At 48.8% G+C, this 23,624-nt stretch carries 19 protein-coding genes; 17 read left to right on the top strand and 2 right to left on the bottom strand.

Annotation, left to right across the window (positions count from 1 at the left end):
• Positions 1 to 303: 303 nt before the first annotated feature.
• The gene (locus DWX68_RS03410) at positions 304 to 927 is read right to left on the bottom strand and encodes a hypothetical protein (protein WP_118556091.1); all 624 of its coding nucleotides are present in this window, start codon (positions 925 to 927) and stop codon (positions 304 to 306) included.
• 539 nt (positions 928 to 1,466) lie between these two features.
• Between DWX68_RS03410 and pruA the strand changes: the two genes are divergently transcribed.
• The 8 genes from pruA (at position 1,467) to DWX68_RS03450 (ending at position 11,665) form a co-directional block, all read left to right on the top strand.
• The gene (gene pruA, locus DWX68_RS03415; RefSeq protein WP_118628626.1) at positions 1,467 to 3,092 is read left to right on the top strand and encodes an L-glutamate gamma-semialdehyde dehydrogenase; all 1,626 of its coding nucleotides are present in this window, start codon (positions 1,467 to 1,469) and stop codon (positions 3,090 to 3,092) included.
• A 661-nt stretch (positions 3,093 to 3,753) separates the two neighbouring features.
• Entirely contained in the window at positions 3,754 to 5,142 is a 1,389-nt protein-coding gene (locus DWX68_RS15060; RefSeq protein WP_338126567.1) for a dihydrofolate reductase, read from the top strand.
• Positions 5,143 to 5,233: 91 nt separating this feature from the next.
• Positions 5,234 to 6,124 (top strand): sulfide/dihydroorotate dehydrogenase-like FAD/NAD-binding protein, encoded by an 891-nt coding sequence (locus DWX68_RS03425; RefSeq protein ID WP_022359686.1) that lies wholly within the window; start codon positions 5,234 to 5,236, stop codon positions 6,122 to 6,124.
• The gene (gltA, locus tag DWX68_RS03430) at positions 6,124 to 7,521 is read left to right on the top strand and encodes an NADPH-dependent glutamate synthase (protein WP_118467845.1); all 1,398 of its coding nucleotides are present in this window, start codon (positions 6,124 to 6,126) and stop codon (positions 7,519 to 7,521) included. Before DWX68_RS03425 ends, gltA begins: the two co-directional genes overlap by 1 nt.
• A 20-nt stretch (positions 7,522 to 7,541) precedes the next feature.
• Positions 7,542 to 8,888, top strand: a complete 1,347-nt coding sequence (locus DWX68_RS03435) for an MATE family efflux transporter (protein ID WP_347475157.1) — start codon at positions 7,542 to 7,544, stop codon at positions 8,886 to 8,888.
• Positions 8,889 to 9,002: 114 nt separating this feature from the next.
• Complete coding sequence (locus tag DWX68_RS03440) at positions 9,003 to 9,695, top strand: hypothetical protein (RefSeq protein ID WP_022359683.1); 693 nt, start codon at positions 9,003 to 9,005, stop codon at positions 9,693 to 9,695.
• 174 nt (positions 9,696 to 9,869) lie between these two features.
• On the top strand, positions 9,870 to 10,880 hold the full coding sequence (locus DWX68_RS03445) for a GGGtGRT protein (protein ID WP_107000346.1): 1,011 nt from the start codon (positions 9,870 to 9,872) through the stop codon (positions 10,878 to 10,880).
• Between the two features lie 461 nt (positions 10,881 to 11,341).
• Positions 11,342 to 11,665 carry a DUF3870 domain-containing protein gene (locus tag DWX68_RS03450; RefSeq protein WP_022359681.1) on the top strand — a complete coding sequence of 108 codons (324 nt, stop codon included), beginning with the start codon at positions 11,342 to 11,344 and terminating at the stop codon, positions 11,663 to 11,665.
• 149 nt (positions 11,666 to 11,814) lie between these two features.
• On the opposite strand, the gene DWX68_RS03455 is transcribed toward DWX68_RS03450, so the two are convergent.
• Complete coding sequence (locus DWX68_RS03455) at positions 11,815 to 13,221, bottom strand: amidophosphoribosyltransferase (protein WP_107000345.1); 1,407 nt, start codon at positions 13,219 to 13,221, stop codon at positions 11,815 to 11,817.
• A gap of 444 nt (positions 13,222 to 13,665) precedes the next feature.
• Here DWX68_RS03455 and DWX68_RS03460 point away from each other — a divergent pair, with 444 nt between their 5' ends.
• The 9 genes from DWX68_RS03460 (at position 13,666) to xerA (ending at position 23,497) form a co-directional block, all read left to right on the top strand.
• A complete protein-coding gene (locus tag DWX68_RS03460) occupies positions 13,666 to 14,616 on the top strand; it encodes a polysaccharide deacetylase family protein (RefSeq protein WP_117796355.1) in 951 nt (316 codons plus the stop codon).
• 71 nt (positions 14,617 to 14,687) lie between these two features.
• Positions 14,688 to 15,578, top strand: a complete 891-nt coding sequence (locus tag DWX68_RS03465) for a S8 family peptidase (protein WP_022359678.1) — start codon at positions 14,688 to 14,690, stop codon at positions 15,576 to 15,578.
• Between the two features lie 362 nt (positions 15,579 to 15,940).
• Positions 15,941 to 17,017, top strand: a complete 1,077-nt coding sequence (recA, locus tag DWX68_RS03470; RefSeq protein ID WP_022359677.1) for a recombinase RecA — start codon at positions 15,941 to 15,943, stop codon at positions 17,015 to 17,017.
• A gap of 95 nt (positions 17,018 to 17,112) precedes the next feature.
• On the top strand, positions 17,113 to 17,721 hold the full coding sequence (locus DWX68_RS03475) for a regulatory protein RecX (RefSeq protein WP_118628627.1): 609 nt from the start codon (positions 17,113 to 17,115) through the stop codon (positions 17,719 to 17,721).
• 220 nt (positions 17,722 to 17,941) lie between these two features.
• Positions 17,942 to 19,489 carry a ribonuclease Y gene (gene rny, locus DWX68_RS03480; RefSeq protein WP_107000340.1) on the top strand — a complete coding sequence of 516 codons (1,548 nt, stop codon included), beginning with the start codon at positions 17,942 to 17,944 and terminating at the stop codon, positions 19,487 to 19,489.
• A gap of 484 nt (positions 19,490 to 19,973) precedes the next feature.
• Positions 19,974 to 20,885, top strand: a complete 912-nt coding sequence (proC, locus tag DWX68_RS03490; protein ID WP_347472256.1) for a pyrroline-5-carboxylate reductase — start codon at positions 19,974 to 19,976, stop codon at positions 20,883 to 20,885.
• A 55-nt stretch (positions 20,886 to 20,940) separates the two neighbouring features.
• Complete coding sequence (locus DWX68_RS03495; RefSeq protein ID WP_118293596.1) at positions 20,941 to 21,513, top strand: NUDIX hydrolase; 573 nt, start codon at positions 20,941 to 20,943, stop codon at positions 21,511 to 21,513.
• Positions 21,514 to 21,678: 165 nt separating this feature from the next.
• Positions 21,679 to 22,287 carry a hypothetical protein gene (locus DWX68_RS03500; protein ID WP_118523674.1) on the top strand — a complete coding sequence of 203 codons (609 nt, stop codon included), beginning with the start codon at positions 21,679 to 21,681 and terminating at the stop codon, positions 22,285 to 22,287.
• A 364-nt stretch (positions 22,288 to 22,651) separates the two neighbouring features.
• A complete protein-coding gene (gene xerA / locus DWX68_RS03505; RefSeq protein WP_118468091.1) occupies positions 22,652 to 23,497 on the top strand; it encodes a site-specific tyrosine recombinase/integron integrase in 846 nt (281 codons plus the stop codon).
• Positions 23,498 to 23,624: the final 127 nt, after the last annotated feature.

Genomic DNA, 23,624 nt, shown 5'->3' on the forward strand with positions numbered 1-23,624 from the left:
CTACGTCGTCATCCAGCCGCATTCATGCGCTGGATGACACCAGGATCTTAAATTTTACCAAGTTATCATCCAATAAACAGGAGAAAAAGCCGCCCGAGCAAAAATGGAATTTTCGAGACTGTGGATTTACTTGGCAGATTCGGATTTGATGTTGAAAGAAACCGCAACAAACTTGCTTTGTGAGGATTTCTTTCTGTTTTTAATCAAACCGAAGATGCCTAGAAAATCCCAGTCTTCGAAACCTGATCATTTTTGCCCGGGCGGCTTTTTCTCCGTCCCTCTCACGAAAATCAAACTAATTATCTATTTTCCTTCCCCAATAATCAATTCTTCCCCATACGGCAAAGTCTTGATCCAATCACAGAATGTATGCCACTCCGCCAGCTTATGATCCTTTCTGGCATAATAAATATTAATCAGTGTCTCATAATTAAACGAACAAGTCCGCATCTGATTATAACTGCTCGGCAGCAGCTGGATCATATCATACCAGTCATCCTTGTTCTTTGTCTCCAGATAACGCAGGCGGATTTCCTCCAGCTTGGCGATAACTGTTTCCATAAATGCGCGTGTTCCGGCTGTCATGTGGTCGCAGCTGAAATCGTCCATCGAAAACGGTTTGCTGGCGATTTTGTGCATCGTGCTGGTTGAATTGGCGACGGTCGCTACTTTATAAGTATCATATTCTTTCCACCAGTAGAGAGGTGCGGTCACATCGACTGAGACAAATACCTGGCGCAGAAACTTGCGGTGGTCGCTGCCTGCTTTGCGGAGACGTTTCGCAAGGTCGAGATCGTTCGGTCCCAGTTTATATTTGCCATTCTCATCATAAAAGCTGTCCATCCGTCCCCAGCTGTTCATCGGATTGCGGGCACCGCGCATGGCATTTTCCAGATTCATGACGCTGGTACGTTCTAATTTAAGCATAATCAAACTCCTTTTTCATATAAGTGAATTATTTTCAGGATAAACTCACTTTTGTGAGTTGTTTCAGGCGGGATCAGTATACCACAAAAACCATGTCCCGTAAACAAAGCATAAAAAAACATACAGAATTACAAGAATCGATAGTTACTGTTCCCGGGTGGACACTTTTGGAAGCAAAAGTGCCGTAAGAAAACGTGGTGGCAGCAGGAATTTACCGTATTTAAATGCGAAGCCACGGCAAATTCTGTTACTGGGCACGTATGCGTGAACAGTAAGATCGATAAAAATTACAATCCAAAACAGAATACAGGAAAAAGCAAAGATATTATGCGATATGCACAGAAAAACATAATGAAAATATGTATTTTTAAATATGAAATAGTATTGACACAAAATGAAAAACGTGCTAATATTTAGCCATAGAAATTCACTGATATGAAAATTGAAAAGAAAAAATTAGATTTTACGAAAATGAAGTGAGAAAAAATTTCATATCATAATCACGAATGAGACAAAATGTCAAAAAGGAGAGATGAACAATGAGCAATGGATATTTCAAAGTAGAGATGCCGAAAAATGAGCCGGTAAAAGCATATCTTCCAGGAAGCCCGGAGAGAGCCAGCTTAAAGAAAGAACTGGAGCGCCAGTCCGCACAGGTTGTTCAGGTTCCGATGATCATCGGTGGTAAGGAAGTTTGGACAGAGAGAAAAACCAAAGCAGTTATGCCGCATGACCATGCTCATGTAATCGCAGAAGCAGCTTCCGGCGGTGAGAAAGAGTTAAAGGATGCAATCGCAGCGGCTCTGGCAGCTAGAAAAGCATGGACCGAGATGCCGATGGAACACCGCGTATCTATCTTTTTAAAAGCAGCTGATTTAATTGCTGGTCCGATGAGAGATAAAGTAAATGCAGCTACCATGTTAGGACAGAGCAAGACCGCATATCAGGCTGAGATTGATACCTGCGAGCTGATTGATTTCCTTCGTTTCAACGTATACTACTTACAGCAGATTTATGACAGACAGCCGAACAACACACCGAATGTTTGGAACCGCATCGAGTACCGTCCGCTGGAAGGTTTCGTAACCGCGATTTCCCCATTCAACTTCACATCCATCGGTGCTAACCTTCCGACCGCTCCGGCGATCGCAGGTAACGTAGTTCTCTGGAAAACGGCTACCACAGCAGTTCTTTCCAACTACTATGTAATGCAGGCCCTGATGGCTGCAGGACTTCCGGCAGGTGTTATCAACTTTGTACCGAGCCGTGGTTCTGACATGAGCAAGTACGTATTAAGCGATCCGAACCTGGCAGGATTCCATTTCACAGGTTCTACCGAAGTGTTCAGCGGTGTTTACTCCTTAGTAGGCGAGAACATCAAGAAATACAAAACATATCCGCGTCTGGTTGGCGAGACTGGTGGAAAGGACTTCATCTTTGCTCACAATTCCGCAGACGTACCGGGTCTGGTAGCAGCTCTGACAAGAGCATCCTACGAGTATCAGGGACAGAAGTGCTCCGCAGCTTCCCGTGCATTTGTTCCGGCAAGCATCTGGCCGCAGGTTAAAGAGGGTATGCTGGCAGAGATTGAGAAGATTAAAATTGGCGATATAACCGATTTCAGAAACCTGATGGGTGCTGTTATCGATGCATCCGCATTCAAGACCAACAAAGAGTACATCGACTATGCAAAAGCATCCGAGGATGCAGAAGTTATCTGCGGCGGATACGATGATTCCAAGGGATATTTCATATATCCGACCCTGATTGAGGCTAAGAAGCCAGATTTCAAGACTATGGTAGAGGAAATTTTTGGACCGGTTATGACCGTATATGTATATCCGGATGACAAACTGGATGAGACTCTGGCAAGCTGCGATACCGCAACGTCCTATGGTCTGTCCGGAGCAATCTTTGCAGATGACCGCGAAGCTATCGTTAAGATGGAAGATGCACTTAAAGGAACAGCCGGAAACTTCTACATCAACGACAAGCCGACCGGTGCAGTTATCGGCCAGCAGCCGTTCGGTGGTGCAAGAGCATCCGGAACCAACGACAAAGCCGGCAGCGAGATCAACATGTATCGCTGGTTAAGCCCGAGAACCATCAAAGAACTCAGAGTACCGTGCCTGGATGTAACATATCCGTACATGGTTGAGGCATAAGCAGTGCAAAGCAGGGCAGTAAGACAGGAACGTTGTGCTTGCACATAAGGAACTGTCTTGCTGGACTGATTTATAGGGCGCAGCCCGTCCAGCGAAGAAAAGCGCAGCTTTTTTGAGCTGGGGCACTGAGCACGCTGAAGCCACTGAGCATGCTGGGGTGCAGCTCTTCCCCATAATTTACTAAATTAAAACCAACCACCCAGAGGATCGGCGCTGATCCGGAATCTGTGTAACGAAACACACGATTTCATATCGGTGCCGATCCTTTTTATAATTTAGAAAATCTGTCCGAGTATCCCAGCCACACCCGCTCAGATATTGTTCCGTTTGTTTGGAATGAAATTGCGGCATTCTGTTATTAAAAATCCCATTATGTTACTGCTCACACATGTGTGCCCAGCAACGGGATTTTGCCGATGCTGCGCATTCCAAATCGGCAAAATCTGCTGCGAGAACTGTATCGTACAGAATTTTCAGTTCAGAAAATTCCTATTTGTGAACAGTTACCCTATTATTCCTTACATTCATCTGATTTGAACCAGTCCTTGTATTTTTCATAAAGATCCAGTAAAATCAAATACGAAATATGGATTTGAGGATTTGTTTTTGTTCAAATTTTCTCGGTTCGATTTTAAATTCAAACAAAAAGGATGAGAAAGCAATGACGGTGATCGATGTATCTGGCTGCGGAAGCGGTGCGGTGTTTTTGATAAAGGGAAAAGCCAATCTCCTGTTCGAGGCGGGGATGGCGTATGCTGCCGATCAGATGGTGGAAAATATAAAAAGAGAACTGGGCGATGCAGAGTTAGACGCGGTTCTTTTATCCCATTCCCATTATGATCATGTAGCGGGGCTTCCGGCGGTGCGGAAAGCATGGCCGGGGGTGAAAACATATGCTTCCGAGCGCGCAAAAGAAATTTTAGTGAAACCGGGCGCTTTGAAGACGATCCGGCGTCTAAGCGGCGAGGCGGCAGAAGCGGCGGGGCTTCCATGGGATTCGGAATATGACGATGCAGATTTACAGATTGATGTATCGCTGGAGGACGGCGAGACGATCGAACTGGGCGACCATACGATCTACGCGTTTGCGACGATCGGCCACACGAAATGTTCCATGTCTTACCTGATTGATGATGAGTTGATGCTGTGCAGTGAGACGGTAGGCGTCATGGGGCATGATGGGAGTTATATGCCGTCGTTTCTGGTAGACTATAAGGCGGCAGAAGAATCGATAGAGTATTCATCGGAATTGGATGCAAAAGAGATTATTTTAAACCACTATGGCTTTGTCAGTGAAGCGGATAAGGCGGCGATCTGGGATGTCCTGATGCAGAAGCTTCGTGACAGCCGTGATGTCATGATTGATATTATGAACCGGTTCCCGGAAGAAGAGGCGGCGCTTCGGGAGATGGAGCGCGTGTTCCATTCTCATGTAGATAAGAAAGAACAGCCAGACGAGGCATTCTATATCAATGCGGCGAGCATGATGAAGACACTCAAAAGACAGTTTCCGGAACGGTTTCCGAGACATTTTCAGCTGATTGCGGCAGTGGATCGGAACTGGGGTATCGGCAATAAAGGGCAGATGCTGACGGTGATCCCGTCGGATCAGAAATTGTTCCGGCAGGAAACGATGGGAAAAATCATCGTGATGGGCTATAAAACGTTTCTGACCTTCCCGGCTCAGCGACCGCTGGATGGCAGAATCAACCTGATTTTGACAAAAAAGAAGGCTCTGAGCGTAAAGGGGGCAGAGATCTGCCATAGTGTCGAGGAGGCGCTGGTGCGGATTGACGAGCTGAAACAGGAAAAACATCTGACAGATGTAGATGTCGTCATCATCGGCGGCGAGTCGGTTTACCGGCAGTTCCTTCCGTTCTGCGACACAGCGCAGATCACCTGGATTGATTTTTCCTATGTGGCAGACACACACATGGTTGATCTGGAGAAAGAAGGCTGGGAACTGGTAAGACGAAGCGGCGAGCAGACATTTTTCAATTTATGCTATGAATTCAGGGAATATCGGAAGCTGGAAAAGGAATCGCTCTAAGGTTGTCAAAAATAGGACAAAGTGGTAAAATAATCGAGAATTCTGAAAAGTCAAACAATAAAATGTTCATATAACAGTAAGGAGGAATAGAATGTACCCGATTTTAAAAGCTGAAAAACTGGCAGATAAGATTTATCTGATGGTTGTAGAAGCACCGCGTGTAGCGCGTGCATGTGAGCCGGGCGAATTTGTCATCGTCAAGATGGGCGAAGAGGGCGAGAGAATCCCGCTGACTATCTGTGATTTTGACCGTCAGGCAGGAACGATCACGATCGTATTCCAGACCGTGGGAGCTTCTACCGAGAAGATGAGCACCCTCAAGGCTGGGGATGCATTCCATGATTTCGTAGGACCGCTTGGAAATCCGTCCGAGTTTATCCATGAGGATGTAGAAGAGCTGAAAAAGAAGAAATACCTCTTCGTAGCCGGCGGTGTCGGTGCGGCTCCGGTTTATCCGCAGGTAAAATGGATGCATGAGCACGGCATTGATGTAGATGTTATCGTAGGTTCTAAGACCAAAGATCTGCTGATCCTGACCGAGGAGATGGAGAAGGCAGCCGGAAACCTTTACATCACAACCGATGATGGCAGCTTTGGCATTAAAGGTATGGTTACAGGTGTCATCGAGGATTTAGTTGAAAAACAGGGACGCAAGTACGATGTCTGTGTTGCAATCGGACCGATGATCATGATGAAATTTGTCTGCCTGCTGACGAAAAAACTGGAGATTCCGACGATTGTCAGCCTGAACCCGATCATGGTAGATGGAACCGGTATGTGTGGTGCCTGTCGTGTCACCGTAGGCGACCAGGTCAAATTTGCCTGCGTAGACGGACCGGAGTTTGATGGACATCTTGTTAATTTTGACGAGGCGATGGAACGTCAGAGAATTTATAAGACTCAGGAAGGCAGAGCGATGCTGCGCCTGAAAGAGGGCGATACTCATCACGGCGGATGCGGACAGTGCGGAGGTGACAAATAATGGAAGCAAAGAGAGATATGATGAAAAAGGTGCCGGTCAGAGAGCAGGATCCGAAGGTACGTGCGACTAATTTTAAAGAGGTATGTCTCGGCTATAATATGGAAGAAGCAGTTGCGGAGTCTGAGAGATGTCTGAACTGTAAAAATGCAAAATGTATCGCTGGATGCCCGGTTTCCATCAATATTCCGGCGTTTATCCAGGAAGTAAAAGCGGGAAATATTGAGGAGGCAGCGAAAGTCATCGCACTTTCTTCGGCACTTCCGGCAGTCTGTGGACGTGTCTGCCCACAGGAATCCCAGTGTGAGGGACAGTGTGTGCGCGGTATCAAGGGCGAGGCGGTTTCCATTGGTAAACTTGAGCGCTTCGTGGCAGACTGGTCCCGTGAGCATGGTTTTGTACCGGCAGCGCCGGAGAAGACAAACGGAAAGAAAGTAGCAGTCATCGGTTCCGGTCCTGCAGGTCTGACCTGTGCAGGCGATCTGGCAAAACTGGGCTATGCAGTAACCATTTTCGAGGCACTTCATGAGCCGGGCGGAGTATTGACCTACGGCATTCCGGAGTTCCGTCTTCCGAAGAGCGGCGTTGTACAGCCGGAGATCGAGAATGTCCGCAAGCTGGGCGTTAAGATTGAGACAAACGTAGTTATCGGAAAATCTATCACAATCGACGAACTGATGGATGAAGAAGGTTTCCAGGCAGTCTTCATCGGTTCTGGTGCCGGACTTCCGAAGTTCATGGGTATTCCGGGTGAAAATGCCAACGGCGTATTTTCTGCAAATGAGTACCTGACCAGAAATAACCTGATGAAGGCATTCCGCGATGATTATGACACACCGATCATGGAATCGAAGAAGGTAGTTGTAGTCGGCGGCGGAAACGTAGCGATGGATGCGGCAAGAACGGCTCTGCGTCTCGGTGCAGAAGTTCATATTGTATATAGAAGAAGTGAGAAAGAGCTTCCGGCACGTGTGGAGGAAGTACATCACGCAAAAGAGGAGGGCATCCATTTTGACCTTCTGACCAACCCGGTTGAGATTCTCGAGGATGAGAACGGATGGGTCAAAGGCATCGTATGCCGCCGTATGGAGCTTGGCGAGCCGGATGAATCTGGAAGAAGACGTCCGGTTGAGGTGGTCGGTTCCGATTTCACGATCGATGCAGATACCGTTATCATGGCGCTGGGTACTTCCCCGAACCCGCTGATTTCCAATACGACCAAAGGTCTTGAGATCAACCGCTGGAGATGTATCGTGGCGGATGAGAGCAATGGAAAGACAACGAAAGAGGGCGTTTACGCCGGAGGCGACGCAGTGACTGGCGCGGCTACGGTTATTCTCGCGATGGAAGCCGGACGAGCAGGTGCAAGAGGCATCGACGAGTATCTTTCTGCAAAATAATGAAATCTCATCATGTAGATTTGCTGAATGAAGCAATCGCCCCGGCACTGACCCGGCTGGCGCTTCCGATCATGGCGACCTCTCTGGTTCAGATGCTTTACAATCTGACTGATATGGCGTGGATCGGACGCCTCGGGGCAGGCGCCGTCACGGCGGTGGGATCGGCAGGTATGTATACCTGGTTTTCACAGGGATTTGCGATTTTGGCGAGGACGGGCGGTCAGGTAAAGACCGCCCATTGTCTTGGTGCGGGAGAAAATGACAGTGCGGCGCAGTATGCGAGAGGTGCGCTGCAGTTGGGAATTTTGTTTGCCGTGCTGTATGGGCTGGTTTCGCTCTTTGGAGCCAGTCGGTTAATTGGATTTTTTAAATTAAACAGCCCGGAGGTGATTGCACAGGCAGAATGGTATGTGCGGATCGCCTGTGGGCTTGTGATCTTTTCTTATCTAAATGCGATCTTGACAGGACTTTTGACGGCGGCGGGAAATAGCCGGACACCGTTTATCGTCAATGTGGCGGGGCTTGTCTTCAATGTTGTGCTGGATCCGGTGCTGATCTTTGGAATCGGACCATTTCCGGAACTGGGAGTCAGCGGAGCAGCGGCTGCGACGGTCACGGCACAGGCGCTCGTAAGCCTCCTGTTTTTCAAGGCAGTCCTGCGGGAAAAGGTGCTGTTTCCGCATCTGCGTATCTGGGTGCTGGTTCCAGTGAAGGTTTGGAGGGAGATCGTGCGGATCGGTGTGCCGTCGGCGGTGCAGAACCTGATTTACGCAGGAATTTCGATGATTCTGACCCGCCTTATCACCGGATGGGGTGATCTGGCAGTGGCGGCACAGCGTGTTGGCAGTCAGATTGAATCCGTTTCCTGGATGGTCGGAGATGGCTTTTCGGCGGCAGTCAATGCATTCCTCGGACAGAATTATGGGGCGAAGCGGTATGACCGTGTGCGCCGCGGCTATTTCTGTGCGATCGCGATGACGGCGGCGTGGGGACTCTGCACGACATTTTTGCTGATCGGAATGGCGCGTCCGCTGTTCTCGATCTTTTTGCAGGAAGAAGAGGTCATGGCGCTCGGCGTCAATTACCTGCGGATCGTGGGACTGAGCCAGATGTTTATGATGGTGGAACAGACCTCGATCGGTGCGTTTTCCGGTCTGGGGCGGACGCTGTATCCGTCGATCGTCAGCGTGACCTTTACCTCCGCGCGCATCCCAGTGGCGGTGTTGTTGTCCTCTGTGATGGGACTTAGCGGTATCTGGTGGGCGTTAAGTATTTCCAGCATGGTAAAGGGATGTATTCTGTTCGTTAGTTTTGTCGTGTTTTTGTATGTTTTTTTGGAGAGAAAGAAAGATGAGAAAACCGTCTGAAAAGTTACAAAAAACATATGGACGAATTGAGAATTTCGTGAGATAATAGGGACAGGATTGATGTGATAAAATTAACAAAGTACAAAATCCAATCATTTCGAAAGGAGTCTTACAATGATTTATTCACAAGAAGTAGAAAATATGTGTCCAGTAGCCCAGGGCGTAAATCACGGCGCTGCTCCGATCCCGGAGGAAGCAAAGTGGGTTAAGTCCAAAGAAGTAAAGGATATTTCCGGTTTAACACACGGTGTTGGCTGGTGTGCGCCGCAGCAGGGTGCTTGTAAGCTGACCCTGAATGTTAAGGAAGGTATCATTCAGGAAGCTCTGGTAGAGACGATCGGATGTTCTGGTATGACCCATTCTGCAGCGATGGCAGCAGAGATTCTTCCGGGAAGAACCGTACTGGAAGCATTAAATACAGACCTTGTCTGTGATGCAATCAACACCGCCATGCGTGAGCTGTTCCTCCAGATCGCATATGGCAGAACGCAGAGTGCGTTTTCTGAAGAGGGGCTTCCGATTGGTGCCGGCCTTGAAGACCTTGGAAAAGGACTCCGCTCTCAGGTAGGTACGATGTACGGAACTCTGAAAAAAGGTCCGCGTTACCTTGAGATGGCAGAAGGCTATGTAACAGGAATTGCACTGGATGAAGAAGATCAGATCATTGGTTACCAGTTTGTAAACTTAGGTAAGATGACCGACTTCATCAAGAAGGGCGACGATCCGACCACTGCATATGAGAAGGCAAAAGGTCAGTACGGCCGTGTAGACGATGCAGTTAAGATTATCGATCCGAGACAGGAATAATTGTTATTGTACATAGATAGGAATTTTCTGAACTGAAAATTCCGTACGATACATTTCTGACATCGGAGTTTGCCGATTTGGAATGCGAAGCATCGGCAAAATTGCGTTGCTGGGCACGTATGCGTGAACAGTAACAAATAATCACAGGGTACATAGTTAAGGAGGAACATCACAATGGCATTATTTGAATCATACGAGAGACGAATTGACAAGATCAATTCCGTATTAAATAGCTATGGCATTGCTTCGATCGAAGAAGCTGAGAAGATCACGAAGGATGCCGGACTGGATGTATACGATCAGGTAAAGAAGATCCAGCCAATCTGTTTTGAAAATGCGTGCTGGGCTTACACGGTAGGCGCGGCAATCGCAATCAAGAAAGGCTGCCGCAGAGCTGCCGATGCGGCGGCAGCGATCGGCGAGGGACTGCAGGCATTCTGTATTCCGGGTTCCGTAGCAGATCAGCGTAAAGTAGGTCTGGGACATGGAAACTTAGGTAAGATGCTTCTGGAAGAAGAGACCGACTGCTTCTGCTTCCTGGCAGGTCATGAGTCCTTTGCAGCCGCAGAGGGTGCGATCGGTATCGCAGAGAAAGCAAACAAAGTCCGTAAAAAACCGCTTCGCGTTATCTTAAACGGTCTTGGCAAAGATGCGGCTCAGATCATTTCCCGTATCAACGGCTTTACATATGTAGAGACAGAGATGGATTATTACACAGGCGAAGTGAAAGAACTGTGGAGAAAATCTTACTCCAAGGGACTTCGTGCGAAAGTAAACTGTTATGGTGCAAATGACGTTACCGAGGGTGTAGCGATCATGTGGAAAGAGGGCGTAGATGTTTCCATCACCGGTAACTCCACCAACCCGACCCGTTTCCAGCATCCGGTAGCAGGTACATATAAGAAGGAATGCGTAGAGAAAGGCAAGAAATACTTCTCCGTAGCATCCGGCGGCGGTACAGGACGTACCCTTCACCCGGATAACATGGCAGCAGGTCCGGCTTCTTACGGTATGACTGATACCATGGGACGTATGCACTCCGATGCACAGTTTGCAGGTTCTTCCTCTGTACCGGCTCATGTAGAGATGATGGGTCTGATCGGTATGGGTAATAACCCGATGGTTGGCGCTACTGTGGCGGTTGCAGTTTCGATTGAGGAAGCAGCTACAGCTGGAAAATTCTAAAAAATATTGATTTTTCAAGGGTTTTAAGGGTGGTTAGATGTGGTAAAAAGCAGTAAAAAGTACATCATTTGTTAATTACTTGTTAACTATTTGTTAACCATACTTGTTAACCTAAGAAGAGTGGGAAAAGGGGTCGATTTCGATCCCTTTTCTCGTGAGAGCGTTTGGTTCCTTTTATGATGTATTGTAATCCTAGTTACTGTTCACGGGTAGGCACTTTTGGAACCGAAAGTGCCGTAAGAAAACGTGGTGGTAGCAGGAATTTGCCGTATTTAAATGCGAAGCCACGGCAAATTCCGTTACTGGGCACGTATGCGTGAACAGTAACTAATCCTACATATTTTATATGGTTCCGAGGAAGCGTAGCTTGTACCTTTCCTAAGAACATGGTATCATAAAACCAGTATATGGATGAAACTGCTTTTATCAGGGCAGTTTCGAAGAAAAGGGGAAACGATATAATGTATAAGGATGATACGATTCTGGTTGTAGGCCAGGCGAAACCGAGCAAGGAGGACGCGATTTACAGCCTGCACGGCGAGTTTTATGTGAGTTTTGTAGTAGAACGGGCGACGGGAAAGATTCTTGATCTGGAGTGCAATACGATTTTGTCGGTGACGCGCAATTTTGTTGTGTCGATGCTGCTTGGAAAGAGTTTGAAAACGGATTTGGACGAGATGCAGCAGAGTATCCGGGAAAGGTATTTTGCACTGACTCAGAAGCCGCTCATTGCCTGTCTGAAGGACGCACATAACCGTTATATGATGGTGACAGGGCAGAAGTGATGTGGGTATTGGCGATGTGCTTGTATAAACTATAAAGGCACGGTGCTGATAAAACGATTGGCAGAGAATTAACAGAATAAAGATGGCAGCTCATCAGCAGAAATTGATGGGCTGCCATTTTGGTTATCATAGAAACGTATTCTACAATATTATTCTTTTCCGTTCCAGCAATACGTACACAGCTTGCACGGTTCCAGGCCAATCGATTCGATTAAATCGTCGAGGCGGTGGAACTGCAGGGAGGTAAAGTTTAAGCGTTTACGGATTTCTTCGACCATTTCCTTATAATTCTGGCTGTCTGGGTTTGCATAATCATCCAGAAGCTCCGGGGAAACATTGTCGCCCTCACGGTCGCGGATGATGCGGCGTGTGATGAGATCCAGCTCGGAATTGGAGCGGGAGAAGTTCAGATATTTACATCCAAACAGCAGCGGCGGACAAGCCGGACGGATATGTACTGCTTTGGCACCGCTCTGATACAGGAATTCGGTTGTTTCGCCGAGCTGGGTGCCGCGGACGATGGAATCGTCGATTAAGAGCAGGCTCTTGTCGCGGATCAGGGCGTCTACCGGGATCAGCTTCATACGTGCGATCAGGTTTCTCTGGCTCTGGGTGGTCGGCATGAAGGAACGCGGCCAGGTTGGGGTATATTTAATGAATGGACGGGCAAATGGAATGCCGGATTCATTGGCGTAGCCGACTGCATGCGCGATACCGGAATCTGGGATTCCGGCTACCAGATCGGCGTCGGACTGATCGCGTTTGGCAAGCATACGACCGCAGTGGTACCGCATTTCCTCGACGTTGATTCCTTCGTAGCAGGAGGTCGGATAACCGTAGTAAACCCACAAGAAAGAACAGATTTTCATTTCCTTGCGAGCCGGGCTGAGTACCTCTACGCCGTCGGCGTTCATGCGGACGATCTCGCCCGGTCCCAGTTCTTTGTAGTCCGTGTATCCAAGGTTGATGTATGCAAAGCTTTCAAAGGAAACACAGAACGCACCATCTTTGCGTCCGATGATCGCCGGGGTACGTCCGAGGCGGTCACGGGAGATATAGATGCCCTCCGGGGTCAGCAGGAGAATGGTCATGGAACCCTTGATTTTTTCCTGTGCCAGTTTCAGACCTTCAACAAGGGAATCTGCCTGACTGATGATGGCGCCGACCAGCTCGGTTGCATTGATCTTGCCGCCGCTCATTTCCATGAAATGAATATGCCCTTTCTTAAATGCTTCCTGAATCAGCTCTTTTTCATTATTGATCTTGCCGACTGTGGTGATGGCATAGCTTCCTAAGTGCGACTGAATTAACAGAGGCTGCGGTTCCATATCTGAGATACAGCCGATGCCCATGTTACCCTGCATTTCATCGACATCGTGCTCAAATTTTGTACGGAACGGGGAATTCTCGATATTGTGGATAGAACGGCTGAAACCGTTTTCTCCATAAACCGCCATACCACCGCGTCGTGTTCCCAGATGGGAATGATAGTCCGTACCAAAAAAAAGATCCAGTGTACAGTTTGTTTTTGATGTGACACCAAAAAATCCGCCCATTTGTTACTTCCTTTCAACTCTTTTGTCAATAAACTCCATGTGTTACGTTGCACGCGTTGTGATGCGTAACGACATCATTTTTATCATATCATATATTAGGCGTATTACACAATATGAAATATTTATTAAAAATACTTATGAATATTCTTTGGAACTGTTTACAGGCACATTTGGGATCGAAAGCGTCATAAGAGAACGTGGCGGCAGCAGGAATTTGCCGTATTTAAATGCGAAGCCACGGCAAATTCCGTTACTGGGCACGTATGCGTGAACACTAACCTTGTCAGAAAAATGTAAGAAGTAAAATGGGACGAAGTGTTCTTAATAAAGGAAGAGTGTGATATAATAAAACCATTGTACGTGAGTATGTCACATGGTCGGCTGTTCCGGATTGCATCGGAATGGCAGAAGAAAAAGAAAACAATTTGGAGGTTTTGGAGCGGTATGAGAAAAACATGGAAAATGAGAGCAGCAGCACTGTTACTTACGGCGGTCTGTACGGTAGGGGCGTCGTTTGCGGCGTATGCGGATGATGTGCCGTCCGGACCGGCATCGGATATGGAGCTGATTCAGAGGCGGGAGCAGGCGTCCGGTTCCCAGAATGAGGCGGGGGATGCACAGACGGCTGCTGGCAGCGAGAATCATGCTGGCGCAGCGGAAGGACAGCAGACAACAGAGAACCAGGAGACAGGAAATAACGGACAGACTGCTTCTGAGACACAGGGAACGGAGCAGGGGGACAGCCAGGTTCCGGATGGAATGGTAGCCAGCGGCGGTCGTTATATCGATCCGAATGCACCGATGGTGGCACTGACCTTTGATGATGGTCCGTATGCCCCGGTTGGAAACCGCATCATGGACTGCGCGGAGCAGTACGGCGGCCGTGTGACCTTTTATGTGGTCGGAAACCGTGTGAATTCCTATAAGAGTGAGATTCAGCGGATGTATGCCAATGGGCATGAGATTGGAAATCACACGCAGGATCACAAGTATCTCCAGAAGTTAGGCGCACAGGAGATTCGTCAGCAGGTGGAGGCCTGCAATCAGGCGGTTGCCGCGATCACAGGCGAGGCACCGAAAACAGTCCGTCTTCCGGGCGGTGGAAAAAACAGCACTGTGCTTGCCAATATCAGCCAGCCGATCGTACTCTGGGATGTGGATACGCTGGACTGGAAGACGCGCAATGCGGCTTCATCGGTGCAGACCGTGTTAAACCAGGTAAAAGATGGCTCGGTGGTTCTGATGCATGAGCTTTACAATGCTTCCGGTGACGCGGCAGTCACGATCATTCCGGCGCTTGTGGAGCGCGGCTATCAGCTGGTGACGGTCAGTGAGCTGGCGCAGTTCCGTGGTGGACTGGCAGGCGGAACCGTCTATTACAGCTTCCACAAATAACAGGCTGCATTCACATACGGCGAAAGCCCCCATATTCTAACAGTAAGGGAAGAATATGGGGGCTTTTTCCTGTGAACCGGGCGAGAGAATGGATTCATTGCAATGAGGCGTACAGACGAGGACTGACAGGAAAAGGCGTCGGGGTGGCGATCCTGGACACAGGGGTATTTCTGCATCCGGATTTGGAAAATTGCGTTTACGGATTTCGGGATTTCCTTAAGAAAAAACAGCAGCCGTATGATGACAATGGGCATGGAACGCATGTGGCAGGGATGATTGCCGGCAGCGGCACGGCGTCGGCGGGACGCTATCAGGGTGTGGCGCCGGGGGCGCAGCTGGTCTGCCTGAAAGTGCTGGATCAGAGGGGAAATGGGTATGTATCGGATGTGCTGGCAGGGCTTCGCTGGGTGCGCCAGAATGGCAGCCAGTACGGGATCCGGATTATCAATATATCGGTTGGCTCCTTTACACCGAAGGGAATGAGCGAAGATTCGGCGTTGGTGCGCGGTGTCGATGCGGCGTGGGATGCCGGGTATGTGGTCGTGGTGGCAGCGGGAAATAATGGTCCAGCCGCGCACACGATCACAACACCGGGGATCAGCCGGAAGGTCATCACGGTGGGATGTGCGGATGATGACCGGGAGGTAGAGGTGGCAGGCAGCCGGATGGTGGACTATTCGGGGCGGGGTCCGACGGACGCCTGTATCTGCAAGCCGGACATTGTGGCGCCTGGATCACGGATTGTGAGCTGTAACCTGCGGCGGAACGGGTACCGTTTTAAAAGCGGGACGTCCATGTCTACGCCGCTTGTCGCGGGGGCGGCGGCGCTTCTGCTGGAGCAGAACCCGGACATGACGAACCGGGATGTGAAGCTTCGCTTTAAAGAGCGGGCAGTGGATCTGGGGCTGCCGCGCAACCAGCAGGGCTGGGGAGCACTGGATATCGGGCGGCTGTTAGAGTAGAAGCGGGGCGGTGCCAGATGACGTGTACAGGCAGGCATTTTTGCAACGGAAGGTTTTGTGTGAACAGTAATGGTGGCAGCGTAACTGTGTCGTACGGAATTTTCCGAACTGAAAATTCCGTACGACACAGTTCGGGTAGCAGCTTTTCTCGGCAAAATAATAGACAGAACCAGCCGGAAAATGATATAATTGTAGATACTTTGAATCGCAGAATCAGGTTATAGATCCGGCAGCATCCTGCAGTGCGTCCGGGGGAAAACCAAAAGAAAACAGTTGACATTTACAGCCGGATCCGCTATGATAGAGCTAAGTTTAGAACATTTGTTCGTGATTGGCCGCGGAGCGGCGTTTTGGAGGGAAAGATGAATAAAGAAGACAAGCTGAAAGCATTGGATGCTGCGTTGACACAGATTGAGAAAGCATACGGAAAAGGCTCAGTGATGAAGCTGGGTGATTCTGGTGCGAATATGAATATAGAGACGATTCCGACCGGCTCCCTGAGCCTGGATATTGCACTGGGACTGGGCGGTGTTCCGAAGGGACGAATCATCGAGGTATACGGACCTGAGTCCAGTGGTAAGACGACGGTTGCCCTGCATATGGTGGCAGAAGTACAGAAGAGAGGCGGTATCGCTGGATTTATCGATGCAGAGCACGCACTCGATCCGGCATATGCGAAGAAGATCGGTGTTGATATCGATAATCTGTATATCTCCCAGCCGGACAACGGCGAGCAGGCGCTTGAGATTACCGAGACGATGGTGCGCTCCGGTGCGATCGATATCGTGATTGTGGACTCGGTTGCCGCACTGGTTCCGAAGGCAGAGATTGACGGCGAGATGGGTGATTCCCACGTAGGTCTGCAGGCACGTCTGATGTCGCAGGCACTCAGAAAGCTGACCGCAGCAATCAGCCGTTCAAATTGTATCGTTATCTTTATCAACCAGCTGCGTGAGAAGGTTGGTATCATGTTCGGAAACCCGGAGGTTACGACCGGTGGACGGGCACTCAAGTTCTATTCTTCTGTCCGCATGGATGTCCGCCGAATTGAGTCTCTGAAGCAGGGTGGCGAAGTGATTGGAAACCGTGTCCGCATCAAGGTTGTGAAGAACAAGATTGCTCCGCCATTCCGTGAGGCAGAGTTTGATATCATGTTCGGAAAAGGTATTTCCCGTGAGGGCGATATCCTGGATCTGGCGGCGAAGGAGAACATCGTGGAGAAGAGCGGCGCCTGGTATGCTTATGAGGGCAGCAAGATCGGTCAGGGACGCGAGAACGCGAAGAATTTCCTGGCAGCAAATCCGGAAATCTGCCTTGAGATTGAGAACAAGGTACGTGTCAAATACGGACTTTCCGAAGACACGATGATGCCGGAGGCGTCCAAGGAAGCACCGACGGAGCTTCCGCCGGTAGGAGTGGACGCAGAGGACGAAAAATAGAGCAAAATCCTGTTACAGGGCACATATGTGTGAACAGTAACAGGAAAAGTTACAGCTGGCAGCGTGTGAACTGTAGCTATGAAAAGGGGCTGTATATGCGGATTGAACGCGTAGAATCCCTGGATAAGAGAAAGTGCAAAGTTTTCACGGATGAGGACTTTGCCTTTCTTTTATATAATGGGGAATTAGAAAAATACGGTGTCTGTGAAGGCGCGGTTTTGGAAGAAAGAACGGAGAGGGAGCTTTTGGATCTTTTAAGCCGCCGGGCACATGAGCGGGCGCTGAATCTTTTGAAGGTGCAGGACCGGACGGAAGGAGAAATGTGCCGCCGCCTTTTTCAGGACGGGTATCCGGATTCGATCGTGCAGGAGACGATTGGATTTTTGCAGGAATATCATTTTGTGGACGATGCCAGATATGCGGCGAATTACCTGCAGGTTCATGGAAAGCGGAAAAGCCAGGCGGAATTGAAGCTTTACCTGCAGCGAAAAGGCATATCGCGCGAGATCATCCGGGAGCAGCTGGAAGAGACAGAACATGATTCGGGCGAGGCAATCCGCGTCTTGCTTGAAAAAAAGCATTACAGGGCGGGAGAGACAGCGCCGGAGGAGGAAAAAAAGATCATTGCCTATCTGATGAGGCGGGGATTTTCATGGGAAGATATCCGGAGAGAGATGAAGGAGCAGGAGGATGCACTTGGTTGACTTTCAGGCGCAGAGTCATTTACCAAAGATAATTTTGAATGGATTTTGTTTCATGACTGTGAACGTGCAAATGTATTATAAAACAGAACAGAACGCTGTCTGAAGGTGTCTCAGGAAGCAGGTTAGGAAGCGCTTATTCTGCTTGACATACTGTATAAAACCGTTTAAAATTATAGTATTGTATTTTCGTACAATGAAAACTAAATAAGGAGGTGCTCCTGTGTCACAAGTAATAATTGCGGTTATCGTTACAGGTGTTATTGTAGCAGCTATTACTTGGGTCGTTGCGAACCAGCATCGCCAGAAGACATATGAGGCGAAGATTGGAAGCGCAGAAGAACGATCCAGGGAAATAATAGATGAAGCATTGAAAATTGCTGAGACAAAGAAGCGAGAAGCTCTCCTTGAAGCGAAGGAAGAGTCGTTAAAGACAAAGAATGAGCTTGAGAAAGAAACAAAGGAAAGAAGAGCTGAGCTTCAGCGCTATGAAAGACGTGTACTGAGCAAAGAAGAAAACCTGGACAAAAAAGCAGAAGCGATGGAAAAGCGTGAAGCGGGTATGAATGTCAAGGAGGAGGCACTTAAGAGAAAGACTGCGGAGGCAGAGGCTCTCTATGAGAAAGGTATGCTGGAACTGGAGAAGATCTCCGGTTTAACCTCTGAACAGGCAAAGGAATATCTGCTGCGTTCCGTGGAAGAAGATGTAAAGCATGATACGGCGAAGCTGATCAAAGATCTCGAGGCGAAAGCGAAAGAGGAAGCAGAGAAGAAAGCCAAGGATTATGTGGTGACAGCGATTCAGCGCTGTGCTGCGGATCATGTGGCTGAGACAACCGTATCAGTCGTACAGCTTCCGAATGATGAGATGAAGGGACGAATTATCGGACGTGAGGGAAGAAATATTCGTACACTGGAGACTCTGACGGGCGTGGAACTGATCATCGACGATACGCCGGAGGCAGTTGTCCTGTCTGGCTTCGATCCAATCCGGAGAGAGGTAGCGCGTATTGCACTGGAACGTCTGATTGTGGATGGACGGATTCATCCAGCCAGAATCGAAGAAATGGTAGAGAAGGCACAGAAAGAAGTGGAAAACATGATGCGCGAGGAGGGCGAAGCGGCTCTTCTGGAAGTTGGCATTCATGGTATCCATCCGGAACTTGTCAAGCTGCTTGGTAAGATGAAATTCCGGACAAGCTACGGTCAGAATGCATTGAAGCATTCGATTGAGGTTGCACAGTTAGCCGGACTTCTGGCGGCTGAGGTGGGCGTCGATGTACGGACCGCCAAACGTGCAGGTTTATTACATGATATTGGAAAGGCAGTCGATCACGAGCAGGAGGGAACCCACGTAGAACTGGGTGTGGCGCTCTGTAAGAAGTACAAAGAGTCCGCAACCGTTATCAATGCAGTGGAAGCCCATCACGGCGATGTAGAGCCACAGAGCTTGATTGCATGTCTGGTACAGGCAGCTGATACGATTTCAGCGGCACGTCCAGGTGCGAGACGAGAGACTCTGGAAACATATACCAACCGTCTGAAACAGCTGGAGGATATCACGAACTCCTATAAGGGTGTTGATAAATCCTACGCAATTCAGGCAGGTCGCGAGGTGCGTATCATGGTTGTACCGGAACAGGTCAGCGACGATGATATGGTTCTGATGGCGAGAGAGATTTCAAAGCGGATTCAGGAAGAGTTACAGTATCCGGGACAGATCAAGGTCAATGTAATCCGTGAATCGAGAGTTACCGAGTACGCCAAATAAAACCCGGCAGCAGGGCTGCATGGAGTAAACTTGAGCATGAAAATAAAAGTCTTATGGATGAAGATACATTACATTCATAAGACTTTTTTGTTTCATGGGAAATTGCGTCCTATGAAACAAAAAAACGCTCCGCGAGGATGCGCGCTCGCGCGAAGCAGAAACATGTCGCAAGCGACCGCGCGAGACGCCCGAATGTGCCAAAGCACATTCTTTACATCTTTTTTGAGAGAGAAAGAAATACAGAAAAATACAGTTTTTTTTTCATGAAGCGGAAAACGGAAACTCTGTTTTTCGGACAGACTGAAAATTTGCATGAGCAGGGTAAAATAAAGGGTCGTGAGCGTGAAGGCAGGCGGAGAAATTTTGCTTGCAAACTGTCCAAAAGACGAGTATTATAGCATGATAGAGTTGAAAAATAGTGATTATTTAGCAGCTTCATGCATTTATTGTGGCGTAATGGTAAGAAGATTGAACCGTTACCAAGATGCTGAATAGAAAGCCAGATGTGGCTGTTGGAAAGAGCAGCTGCAGTCAGACAACAAATGGAGGCTCATCCGGCAGGGAAGTGCCGGATGGCAGATGGAGGGAGACAAAGATTATGGCGAAAATTGGTTTTATCGGAATGGGAAATATCGGCTATGCGATCATGCGAAGCCTGCTGAACAAATATAAAACGGAAGACATCACTTTTACGGATCTGAACCGCCGGAGAGTGGCACAGATAGAGAAAGAGACAGGTGTCAAGGCGGTTGACACAAACCAGGATTGTGCGGAAAATGCAAAATATATCGTATTAGCTATAAAACCGCAGTTTTATGACAATGTACTGGCAGATATCAAGGACCATGTAACGAAAGAAAATATTATTATTTCGATTGCACCGGGTATCACGATTGACAGTGTCAACGAGAAGCTGGGCGGTGACCGCCGTATCGTGCGTGCGATGCCGAACACGCCGGCGCTGATCGGCGAGGGTATGACAGGTGTCTGCTACGACAAGAAGCTGTTTGAAGAGACAGAAAAGCAGATGATCAGCAATTTCTTTGAATCTTTTGGTATGATGGAGATCGTTCCGGAATATATGATGAATGCGGTTGTATGTATCAGTTCCAGTGCACCGGCATACATCTATATGTTCATCGAGGCGCTGGCAGATGCGGGCGTTAAGTACGGCATGCCGCGAGATGTGGCTTACCGGATGGCGGCGCAGGGCGTTGTCGGCAGTGCGAAGATGGTACTCGAGACCGGCAAGCATCCGGGCGCACTCAAAGATGATGTCTGCTCGCCGGGCGGTACGACGATCTACGCGGTCAGCGTCCTGGAGGAGTATGGTTTGCGGAATGCGGTTATCAAGGCATGTGACGCATGCTATGAGAAGTGCATCGACCTGAAATAGTGAAAAAATGTTGAAAAAGAACCCAGAAGGAACCTGGATATAAGGGTGAGAAAATATGGAACAGAAAGTAGAAAAGCAGGCATCGCTGGAGTCCGTGCCGGTCAAACGCCTGAAACGAGAGTTAAAATATCAGGGAACCATCTTGAAAATGTACGAAGATACCGTCGAGGTAAACGGACATCAGGCAAAATGGGATTTTATCCATCATGACGGCGCGGCAGCGGTGCTTCCGGTTACGGAGGATGGAAAGATTCTCATGGTGCGTCAGTACCGCAATGCGCTGGACCGCTATACACTGGAGATTCCGGCTGGTAAGCTGGATTCGCCGGATGAGGCGAAGATTGACTGCGCGTACCGCGAGCTGGAGGAGGAGACGGGCTACCGTTGTGACCATCTGGAATATCTGATGAGCGTCAACACAACGATCGCGTTCTGTGATGAGGCGCTGGATATTTTTCTGGCACGCGATCTCAAGAAAACCCATCAGCATCTTGACCCGGACGAGGAGATTGAGATAGAGGCGTGGGAACTTTCCGACCTTTTGAAACGGATCTACGCAGGAGAGCTGACGGATGGAAAGACTGTGTCCGCGATTCTGGCGTATGCCTGCAAAGCAGGACAGAAGTAAAAATAAGGATCAGCGAAGCACTGTGAGCATCTGTGATGAAATAAATATATGGATTAAACGCTGAAAGACGCATGAAGCTAACAGCATATAGAGGCAGATATAAAGGCATATTATAAAAAACACTGAATACAGATAAGGTAACAAAGGAATAGGCAGGGATTGCATGTGAAAAGGAGATTCCGGCTTCCGGCTTTAAGTACCTGGGATGTATCAGTGTTTTTTTGGATCCTTGGGATTGTATTGGGGACGATAGCAGCCGTTTGTTTTCAAATTTCGTCCGGGAGCGGACATGCCGGGCTGGAAAGTGTGCTGGCAGCGAGGCTTGGACAAGAAATTGGAGATCCATCGGGTGCCGGGTGGCATCTAAACGCCGGAATGAAGGCAGCCAGCCGGGGAACTTTGTTTTTTCAGGTCTGGCTGCAGCGGTCAGGGATGGCGCTGATGCTGTGGCTGGCAGGTATGACTCCGGTCGCATGCCTGGCTGCGTGGGGGGCTTGTCTCGTCTTAGGTCTGGAGCAGGCATGGCTGCTGGCAGGATTTACTGGCTGGGGCGGTTTTTGGGGACTGCCTGTATTTGTGGCGACGTTATTTCCACAGGTGGTGTTTTATATTCCTGTGTTCTGGCTGCTTCTTTCCTGGGCGCTTGCAAAGGAGAGGCGGATACGGACGGCTGGATTTTTAATCCTTTTATTGGTGCTGGGGATGGGAACAGCGCTGGAAGTGTGGCTGAATCCTGGTTTTGTATCATTACTGGTCTCACACTGCCCATTTTAATGGGGCTGTCCGAATAAAAATATAATTCAAAATTTACAACATATGGGGGTGAAAAAAGTGGACGCACCATATGTTGTATTTTTATGTAAATCAGTCGAAAAATGTAGGAAAAGTGGGGAAAATTATGTTTGATTTTATGGGAAAATGTAGATATAATGATACCTGCGGACGATAAAAGCCCTGTTTGTGGAGAAGAAGGTAAGTTGCAGATAGGGTGAGAAAACCTCAGGAGAATGGATGGTTCAGATGGAGGAATCGATAGGATTGCCGCGGAACGATATTTGCCCTGCAGGCTGGGGCTTTGGCAGAAAATGCCGTGAATAAAAGAATGGCGGAAATGGTTACGAGAATAGATTGGGGAAGTATGAGAGGGGAAGTAGACAGATTTGAACAGTACCTGCGGGAGGTAAAACAGGCATCAGAAAATACCGTACAGTCATATCGGAGAGATCTGATGCAGATGATTACTTATCTGGAGGAGAAAGAGATCCGGGAGGCGGCGAAGGTGACAAAGACCAGCCTGCATGGATATATTCTTCATATGGAAGAGCAGGGAAAGGCGGCTACCACCATTTCACGGATGATGGCGGCGATGAAAGCGTTTTTTAATTATGAATGTATGCAGGCATGCATCCGGCGGAACCCGGCGGAAAGTCTGCATGCGCCGAAAGTGGAGAAAAAGGCGCCGGTGGTCCTGAGTGTCGATCAGGTATCAGCGCTTCTGGCACAGCCATCCGGGCAGACACCGAAGGAGATTCGGGACAAGGCGATGTTGGCTCTTTTATATGCGACCGGAATCCGGGTGTCAGAGCTTATAGGGATCCAGATGGAAGATATCAATATGAACATTGGATTTCTGGTCTGTCGCGACGGGGAGAGGGAACGGACGATCCCATTTGGACGTTCGGCGAAAGCAGCGCTGGAGGAGTATTTGGAACATGCGAGAAACGAGCTGCTGCGTGGAAAGGGATCGGACTATTTCTTTGTCAACTGTACAGGCGGCGCGATGAGCCGGCAGGGATTCTGGAAGATTATCAAATATTACGGTGAGAAAGCCGGGATTGAGGAAGATATCACGCCGCACACGCTGCGCCATTCCTTTGCGGCGCACCTGATTGCGAGAGGTGCAGACATGCGGGCGGTTCAGACGATTCTTGGACATTCGGATATGGCGACGACGCAGATGTATGCGGCGTACCGGGAAGATTGAAAAATATCATATAAATTATAAAAATAAAGCACCTGTTTTGTGAAAGACTTGACAAAACAGGTGCTTTATTATGCGCTTTAGTGGTTTAAAGTGCAAACGTTTAACGCAGATGAGGAAATGTGAAGGA

It is taken from the genome of Clostridium sp. AF20-7, from assembly GCF_003479275.1.
GTDB lineage: Bacteria > Bacillota > Clostridia > Lachnospirales > Lachnospiraceae > Otoolea > Otoolea fessa.